This is a genomic window from Alcanivorax hongdengensis A-11-3 (assembly GCF_000300995.1).
GTDB lineage: Bacteria > Pseudomonadota > Gammaproteobacteria > Pseudomonadales > Alcanivoracaceae > Alcanivorax > Alcanivorax hongdengensis.
In genome coordinates this window covers 77498-85984 of record NZ_AMRJ01000014.1, presented here as the reverse complement: position 1 = coordinate 85984, position 8487 = coordinate 77498, and the positions used below count along the sequence as shown (strand labels likewise).

Below are 8487 nucleotides of genomic sequence, written 5' to 3'. Positions count from 1 at the left end.
AGCACGGAATCTCTGCAGTGGGGACCCGGCTATGCCGGGCTGCCGATGAGGGTGCGCTTTCTTGGTGACTTCTTTGTCGCAGCACAAAGAAGTGACTCGCCTACAGGCGAAACCTGGGCTGAGGAACATTAGTTTCCCGGAATTCCGCGATGAACCAAAAAAAAGGCGGGCCGTAGCCCGCCTTCTGCATACTAACAATCAGAAACGATAGCTCAGCTGGGCACCGATGACATCGGCATCCAGTTCATAGCTACCATTGAGCACACCCCGCTCGGTCAGGTTGGTATCAGCGTCATCCACAAACAGGTGGGAATAGACCACATCCACGGTCATATTGTCCGTGGGGTTGAAGCCCGCGCCCAGGCTCACACCGATCTTGTCGGAGTCCGGTGACGTGGGAGAACGGTTGTCGCTGTTCTGGGTGGAGTCTTCCTTGTAGACACCGAAGCGCAGCACGGTATCGCTGGCCAGGGTATGGCGTACACCTGCGGAATAACGGGTGGTATTGCCCCAGTCGAACTCCTGAACAACCGGGCTCGGAATCGGCGCTCCATCATGCTTGATGACCAGTTTGTCCAGGCTGCTCCACTCCATCCATTCCACACCAAACAGGATCTGCGTTCGGTCAGACAGGTCCCCGGCGTAGGAGAATTGTGCAGAGGCCGGCATATCCAGCGAGGTACTGCCGTTGTACTTGCCGGCCAGCGCATTGGCTGTTGCCGGCGGTGTTCCCTGGGCAATCAACGGCAGGGGGGAGAAAGTGATATCGCCATCGATGTCGTATTCCACCTTGGAGCGGTAGGCCAGACCAAAGTGGTTATTGTCATCGGCATCGAAGGTCAGACCGATATTCCAGCCATAGGAATCGTCGTCACCTTCCAGGCGGGTAAAGGCACTTTCGATATCCGCGTCGATACGCTGATAGCTGAGCCCCACGCCCACGTTCAGGTTATCGGTTACCTGGATACCCAGGGCCGGGTTAACGTTGTAGGTCTTGAGATCGGACATGGTGGCATAACGGTCACCGGTGGTCGGCGACAGGGCCGCCAAGCCATCGGTGGCCACATTACCCCAGTTATCTTCATATTCGATCTTGGTACCGAAAGGCGCATTGATACCCAGACCAAAGGTCATCATGTCGCTGAGCGGCAAAGCCAGGAAGGCACTGCCCACCACGGGATCCAGATCCTTGAAATCACCCGGCCCAGATGCGCCGTTACTCTTGAAACTGGTATCAATGATGACCTGCTGAACCGCGGCGGTAATCTCTGCTTTTTTCAGGCCGGCCAGGGTAGCCGGGTTGAACCACTGGTTGGAGGCGTTTTCACTCAGCGCGGCGGCACCAGCGTAGGCGGTGCCCTGAGCCGATACCGATTGTTCACTGACCGCAAAGCCGGTAGCCATGGCCTGGCCGGCGGCCAGGGAAATGGCGGAACCGATAAGTAGCGCATGTGTTTTCATTTTCATTGCTCTCTCCCTCTTCCTCACTAAAGAAAGACGTCATCCAGATGACGTTTTTTTGATCACGCCTCTCTCTTATACACAAAAGCGGCAAATAACAGCAAACACAGAATGAACCCATCAGCCATTCACACAAAAGAGGTGTGACTCAGTGCGACAGACACAAAAAAGGGGCCACAAAAGGGCCCCTTTTTGTATAGCGTTGCTGGCAGTCAGTCCGCCAGCACGGCCTTGGCCACGATGGTTTTCATGATCTCGTTGGTGCCCCCGTAAATTCGTTGCACACGGGAATCGGCGAACATGCGGGCAATCGGGTATTCCCACATGTAACCGTAGCCACCATGCAGCTGCAGGCACTCGTCGATCACCTCGCACTGCAGGTCGGTAATGTAGTACTTGCCGGCGGCGGCGGTGGGAATATCCAGCTCTCCTTTCAGGTGCAGTTCCAGGCAACGGTCCACGTAAGCGCGAGCCACCTCCAGCTTGGTGTGCATCTCGGCAATCTTGAACTGGGTGTTCTGGAAGTCGGCGATGGACCGGCCAAACGCCTTGCGCTCTTTCACGTAGTCAATGGTCTGCTGCAGGGCGGACTCGGCCATGGCCAGGCCACCGATGGAGATACCCAGACGCTCCTGGGGCAGCTCCTTCATCAGGTAGATGAAGCCCATGCCCTCTTCGCCCAGCAGGTTTTCCGCCGGCACCTTCACGTCCTGGAAGAACAACTCGGAGGTGTCCTGGGCCTTCATACCGACCTTCTTCAGGTTGGTGCCCTTTTCGAAGCCTTCGGAGGCGGTTTCCACCACGAACAGGCTGATGCCCTTGGCGCCCTTGCTCGGGTCGGTCTTGGCCACCACGATAACGATGTCGGCGTTCTGACCGTTGGTGATGAAGGTCTTGGAACCGTTCAGGACATAATGGTCGCCCTGCTTCACGGCGGTGGTCTTTACGCCCTGCAGATCAGAGCCGGCGCCCGGCTCGGTCATGGCGATGGCGCCGATACACTCGCCGGTCACCATTTTCGGCAGGTATTTCTCTTTCAGGAATTCACTGCCGTTGTTCTGGATGTAGGGCGCCACGATTTCGGTGTGCAGCCCCCAGCCAATGCCGGTCAGGCCCAGGCGGGAGATTTCCTCGTTGATGACCACACTGTAGAGGAAGTCCGCCTCGATGCCGCCGTACTGCTCCTTGACCATGGGGCACAGAAAGCCCTGTTCCCCGGCTTTCAGCCACACCTCGCGGGGCACAACGCCCTCTTTTTCCCATTGCTCGTTGAACGGCACCGCCTCGGCTTCAAGGAACTTGCGAACGGTATCACGGAAGGTTTCGTGGTCGGAACTGAACAGGGTACGCGGGATCATGACTCTCTCCGGTCTATGCAACTGACTGCACCGTCCTGGCGGCGCGAAAGGGCCCAATGATGTGCAGCGACCCTGACATCAGGCAATGACCAAATTGCTCAGCGGATTTGCCGGCGGTCAATTTCAGGCCAGGTGCTCACGCCCCAGATAGTCGGAAGATTGCATCTCCAGCAGCCGCGACCGGGTGCGCTCGAATTCGAAATCCAGCCGGCCGCCGGCATAGATATCCTCGATGGGCGTCTCTGCGGTTACCACCAGCTTTACCGCCCGGTCGTAGAACTCGTCCACCATGTTGATGAAACGGCGGGCCATGTCGTCCTTGCCAGCGCCCATCTGCTCCACATTGGAAACCAGCACGGTGTGGAACTCCCGGGCGATTTCGATGTAATCAGTCTGGCTGCGGGGGCCGTCACACAGGGCACGGAAATCGAACCACACCACATCGTCGGCGCATTTGACGGTGGCGATCTTGCGGCCCTCGATCATCACGTTGCCGTGCTCGCGGTGGCGGCTGTGATCCGGCTCCAGGGCATGGAAGCGCTCGCGGATAAAGGCGTCGGCATCCTTGCCCAGCGGGCAACGATACAGCTCGGCCTGTTCCAGCAGGCGCAGCCGGTAGTCATTGCCACCGTCCACGTTGAGCACCTGGGTGTGGATTTTCAGCAGCTCGATGGCGGGCAGGAAGCGGGCCCGTTGCAGGCCGTCCTTGTAGAGGCCGTCCGGGGCGATATTGGAGGTGGCCACCAGGCTGACGCCCTGATCGAACAGCTCCTGCATCAGGCCGGCGAGAATCATGGCATCGGTGATATCGGTAACAAAGAACTCGTCAAAGCACAGCACCCGGTACTGGCTGGCGAACTTGCGGGCAATGCTGATCAAGGGGTTCTTCTCGCCCTGACGTTCGCGCATTTCCTGGTGCACCTTCTGCATGAAGCGGTGAAAGTGCATGCGGCGCTTTTCCGGGAACGGCAGGGTATGGAAGAACACATCCATCAGGTAGGTCTTGCCGCGGCCCACGCCCCCCCACATGTACAGGCCCTTTTGGGGTTCGGGCTTGCGAAAACGCCGGAACAACCCGCCATTGCCCGGTGACTTGAGCAAACGGTGATACAGGTCGTCCAGTGCCTCGACGGCGCGCAGCTGGGCCGGGTCCTGGAAGAAATCATCGCGCTGCAAGTCAGCCTGGTATTGCTCAAGCGGGGTCATAGTCATGGTTTCTTGGGCCTGTTGGGCGGGCCAATGTAGCGCCGGGTCCGGCGCCTGACAACTCTCGTCATATCGGCAAGTGCAAGGCCGCCACTTCCTTCAGGTCGACCAGTTTGCCATGGAAAAAGTGGCCGCTGGCGGGAAAGCGAATCAGCTCCGGTTTCAGAGCCGTGGCGGCGGCCCAGTCAAACACCTGCTCGGCGGGCACCACCTCGTCATCGTCACCCTGTACCACGGTCACCGGGCAACCGGTATTTTCCAGCGCCTGAAAATCATAATGGTGCACCGGCGGCGCCACCAGCAGCAGTTCGCGGGCGGCCATGCCGTTGTCATGCAGAATCTGGGCTCCCCGGGCGGCAACAAAGCTGCCAAAGGAAAAGCCTGCCAGCCACAGCGGCAGGCCCGGATACTGGTGGGTGAGCCAGGCATGCACCGCCAGCAGGTCCTCGGTTTCGCCGATGCCATCGCTGTAGGCCCCCTGGCTGTGGCCCACCCCGCGAAAATTGAAGCGCACCACCGCCGCGCCCTGGTCGCGGGCCAGGCGGCTGAGCGTGGTCACCACCTTATTGTCCATGGTGCCACCAAACAGCGGATGGGGATGACAGATGATCGCCACGAATGACGGCGCCTCGCTGCCCTGCTCCAGCACCATTTCCAGCTCCCCGGCCGGTCCCTGCAGTTGCTGGCGTTGCGATGTCATGGCTGCCTCCTGATGTTGCATCCTGTTACCGATAATACCGGCCGGGAGCCCCCAGCCCCTTGGCGACCGTACGGGTCTGTGCTGCAATAGCCGCAGTCCGGTTCCCGCCCTGCAGCGGAACCTTCACAAGGAGTATGCCATGGATGTACTGACAACTGGGGTGCTGTGCTTTGCCGCCGGCGTGATTATCGGCGCCGGCCTGCTGTTTTGGCTGCTGCCGGCACGACGCCAGGCGGGCCAGCTGATGCGCGACCGGGATGAGGCCCGCCAGGCCCTCAACCACTATCGCGACCAGGTCGATGATCACTTTCTGCGCACCGCGGAGCTGGTCAACGACATGACCCAGGCATACCGCTCCGTGCATGAGCATCTGTCCATGGGCGCCAAGGCACTGTGCTCCGAAGGCGGTCGCCAGCGGGCAGCAGCCAAATCCCTGGATGCGGTTCCCGACGAGCAGGAATCACCGCTCTCCCAACCGCTGGATTATGCCCCCAAGGCCAAGGGCACCCTGTCTGAGCATTTCGGCCTCAACAAGCCCGACGATGGCCCCTTTGCGCCGGTGGACGTGGCCGAAACCGGCACCCCCGACCGCATGGTGGAACCGCCCCGGGACTACGCCGAAGGCTGCGATGACCAGGGTTGCTCCACCGACGAACAGAAACAGAAATAACCCTTTCGATGGCCATAAAAAAGCCCCGCAATGCGGGGCTTTTTCGTAACCGGCGGCGTTACTTGGCCGAATGGCCTTTCAGCTCCACCTTCACTTTCTCGTGGTCCTGCAGACCGGCGTAGTACTTGCGCAGGATATCCAGCACTTCCGGGCGGCTGAAGTTATCCGCCACTTCCTCACCTTCGCTGAGCGCCTTGCGCAACTTGGTACCGGATACCAGTACCCGATCTTCCGCTTCGTGGGGGCAGGTACGCATGGAGGCCATGGTGCCACACTTGTTGCACCAGAAGGTCCAGTCGATTTTCAGCGGCTGGGTGATCAGCGCATCGTCGGCGATTTCGTCGAAGATGTGGTGGGCATCGAACGGGCCGTAGTAGTCACCGACACCCGCATGGTCACGGCCCACGATCAGGTGAGAGCAGCCGTAGTTCTGACGGAACAGGGCATGCAGCAGTGCTTCACGGGGACCGGCGTAACGCATGTCCAGCGGGTAGCCGGACTGCACCACGGTGTTCTTGACGAAGTATTTGTCGACCAGGGTGCCGATGGCTTCCTGACGCACTTCCGCCGGGATATCACCGGGCTTCAGGTTACCCAGCAGGGAGTGCACCATGACACCGTCGCAGATCTCGATGGCGATCTTGGCCAGGTGCTCGTGGGAGCGGTGCATGGGGTTACGGGTCTGGAAGGCGGCAACGGTTTTCCAGCCTTTCTGGTCAAACATGGCGCGGGTTTCCGCCGGGGTCATGTAGATGCCCGCGTACTTGGTGGGGAACTCGCCCTGGGAGAAGACCTTCACCGGCCCGGCCAGGTTCACGTCGCCCTGGGCCATGACCATTTTCACGCCCGGGTGCTCGTCGTCGGTGGTCTTGAAGACCTGCTCGCACTCGTGCGCCTTGTCGATGCCGTACTTCTCGGTGACGGTCATGGAGCCCATGATTTCACCGTCTTCGTCCACCAGTGCCACTTGCTGGCCTTCGCTGAGGCTGTCAGCGGTGGCCGCATCGGTGGACAGGGTGATCGGGATCGGCCAGAACACGCCGTTGCTCAGTGCCATGTTGTCGCACACGCCCTGCCAGTCGGCCTTGCCCATGAAGCCGTCCAGGGGAGTGAAGCCACCGATACCCAGCATGATCAGGTCACCGCGCTCACGGGAGCTGAGGGTAACTTTGGGCAGATCCTGGGCGGCAGCCTTGGCCTGTTCCAGTTCTGCGCCTTCCAGCAGCAGGGTTTTCAGCGTATCGCTGCCATGGGGTTTCACCAGTTGTGACATCATCACTCCCTTGGGGTCATTGCTTAGTGGTCAATTTGCGCGCGGATTATAGGCGGCAACCGCCGCCGTCTCCAACACTGTTAAGAATATTACGTGTGGTGCTTATGCCTGAACCGGATTACAGCACGATGTCAGCCGGCACCCGCACCAGCATGGGCTCGCTTTCCACGGCGATATCCGCCGGCAGCCGACCGGCCGGGTCACCGTCGGCCTGCAGTGGCTCATCACCATCGCAGTGAATCTCAATGCGTTCGGCACTGACACTGGTGACGCCGTCCACCGATTCCATCCGCCCGAAAAGCAGCGCCCAGAGGCAGCCAAGCAAAAATCGTACCCCCGGTTTCTGGAACAGCAGCACCTGCAGCTTGGGCCGCACGATATTGGCCTGTTTGCTGAGAATGAAGCTGCCACCGTAGAAGCGGCCATTGGTAATCACCGCCGAGAAACAGTCGAGCGGGCGGCCATCCACCACCAGCCGGTAACGCTGCTCGCCGTAACGACGGATCTGGGACAGCATGGACAGAGCGTAGGCCACCTTGCCCAGGCGCTCCTTGAGGGGCAGATTGACCCGGTCCACCACCCAGGCGTCATAGCCAACACCGCACATCATGATAAAACGCCGGCCATTGAGCAGGCCCGGGGAGATGGACACGCTTTTGCCTTCCATCACCACCCGGGCGGCGGCTTCCGGTTTTTTCGGCAGCGACAGCTCCTTGGCCAGCACATTGGCGGTGCCGGTGGCGAACACGCCCAAAGCCACGCCGCTGGCCAGCCCGTTGATCACCTCGTTGGTGGTGCCATCACCGCCCACGGCCACCACGCAGTCACCCTGGTCTTCCAGGGCACGCAGGTAACGGGTGGCATCCGCCGGCCCCTGGGTGTAATACAGGCGAATGCTGCCGCCCAGCGCCTCCAGCTCCGTCACGAAGCGGCGCAACAGAGCCTCCCGGCCACCGCCGGCGGCCGGGTTATAGATCACGGTGATTTTCATCAGGAAAGGAAACCCTCGTTACTGCGGTCCCCGGTCAGGCCGGGTTATCAATATCAATGAAGATGTGCTCCACGCCGTGGTGCTGGCTGAGCCATTCCCCCAGCGCCTGAACACCATAACGCTCGGTGGCGTGGTGTCCACAGGCAAAATAATGCATGCCGGTTTCCCGAGCCACATGGGCGGTGGGCTCGGAGATTTCACCACTCAGGTAGGCATCCACCCCAAGCCGCTGGGCCTTTTCGATAAACCCCTGGGCGGCACCGGTGCACCAGCCGATGGTTTCGATTTCATCGCCCGGGTCGCCCACATGCACCGGGGTGCGCCCCAGCACCGCTTCCACATGGGCGGCAAACTCCGCCGCGCTCATGGGCGAATCCAGCCGGCCGATATTCCCGATGGGCCGGGGTGCATCATCCAGACCGCCCTCCACGCTCAGCCCCAGACGGCGGGCCAGCTGGGCATTGTTACCCAGGGTCGGGTGGGCATCCAGGGGCAGATGGTAGGCGAAAACATTGAGATCATGGCGCAGCAAGGTCTGCAGACGCTGCTTTTTCATGCCGGCCACACGCGGGTCTTCGCCTTTCCAGAAGTAGCCGTGGTGCACCAGAATGGCATCCGCGTCTTCCACCAGTGCCGCTTCAATCAGGGCCTGGCTGGCGGTTACCCCGCTGACCACACGGCGAATCTGCTCACGGCCCTCCACGTGCAGGCCGTTGGGGCAGTAATCCTGGAAACGGTCTGTCTGGAGCTCGTTGTCGAGCAGTTTCAGCATGTCATCGCGCTTCAGCATGGCACTCATTCGGGCTTTGATCTGCTAATATTGCGCGC

General features: G+C 60.5%; 8 protein-coding genes. 1 reads left to right on the top strand and 7 read right to left on the bottom strand.

The genetic code is table 11. The annotated features are described in order from the left end of the window. Positions 1 to 198: 198 nt before the first annotated feature. The 4 genes from A11A3_RS10285 to A11A3_RS10270 form a co-directional block, all read right to left on the bottom strand. Entirely contained in the window at positions 199 to 1467 is a 1269-nt protein-coding gene (locus A11A3_RS10285) for an OmpP1/FadL family transporter (RefSeq protein WP_008929232.1), read from the bottom strand. 206 nt (positions 1468 to 1673) lie between these two features. Then, on the bottom strand, positions 1674 to 2819 hold the full coding sequence (locus A11A3_RS10280; RefSeq protein ID WP_008929231.1) for an acyl-CoA dehydrogenase family protein: 1146 nt from the start codon (positions 2817 to 2819) through the stop codon (positions 1674 to 1676). A 123-nt stretch (positions 2820 to 2942) separates the two neighbouring features. After that, positions 2943 to 4025, bottom strand: a complete 1083-nt coding sequence (gene zapE, locus A11A3_RS10275) for a cell division protein ZapE (RefSeq protein WP_008929230.1) — start codon at positions 4023 to 4025, stop codon at positions 2943 to 2945. Between the two features lie 67 nt (positions 4026 to 4092). Next, positions 4093 to 4725: an alpha/beta hydrolase gene (locus A11A3_RS10270; protein ID WP_008929229.1), complete on the bottom strand. Its 633-nt coding sequence runs from the start codon at positions 4723 to 4725 to the stop codon at positions 4093 to 4095. 139 nt (positions 4726 to 4864) lie between these two features. On the opposite strand from A11A3_RS10270, the gene A11A3_RS10265 reads away from it, so the two are divergent. Then, entirely contained in the window at positions 4865 to 5395 is a 531-nt protein-coding gene (locus tag A11A3_RS10265; protein ID WP_008929228.1) for a Z-ring associated ZapG family protein, read from the top strand. Positions 5396 to 5453: 58 nt separating this feature from the next. Here A11A3_RS10265 and sat read toward each other — a convergent pair whose 3' ends face one another. The 3 genes from sat to A11A3_RS10250 all read right to left on the bottom strand — a co-directional run bounded on the left by sat (position 5454) and on the right by A11A3_RS10250 (position 8449). Further along, positions 5454 to 6668, bottom strand: a complete 1215-nt coding sequence (gene sat / locus A11A3_RS10260) for a sulfate adenylyltransferase (RefSeq protein WP_040297022.1) — start codon at positions 6666 to 6668, stop codon at positions 5454 to 5456. A gap of 118 nt (positions 6669 to 6786) precedes the next feature. Beyond that, on the bottom strand, positions 6787 to 7659 hold the full coding sequence (locus A11A3_RS10255; RefSeq protein ID WP_008929226.1) for a diacylglycerol/lipid kinase family protein: 873 nt from the start codon (positions 7657 to 7659) through the stop codon (positions 6787 to 6789). A gap of 34 nt (positions 7660 to 7693) precedes the next feature. Continuing rightward, on the bottom strand, positions 7694 to 8449 hold the full coding sequence (locus A11A3_RS10250; RefSeq protein ID WP_008929225.1) for a Nif3-like dinuclear metal center hexameric protein: 756 nt from the start codon (positions 8447 to 8449) through the stop codon (positions 7694 to 7696). Positions 8450 to 8487: the final 38 nt, after the last annotated feature.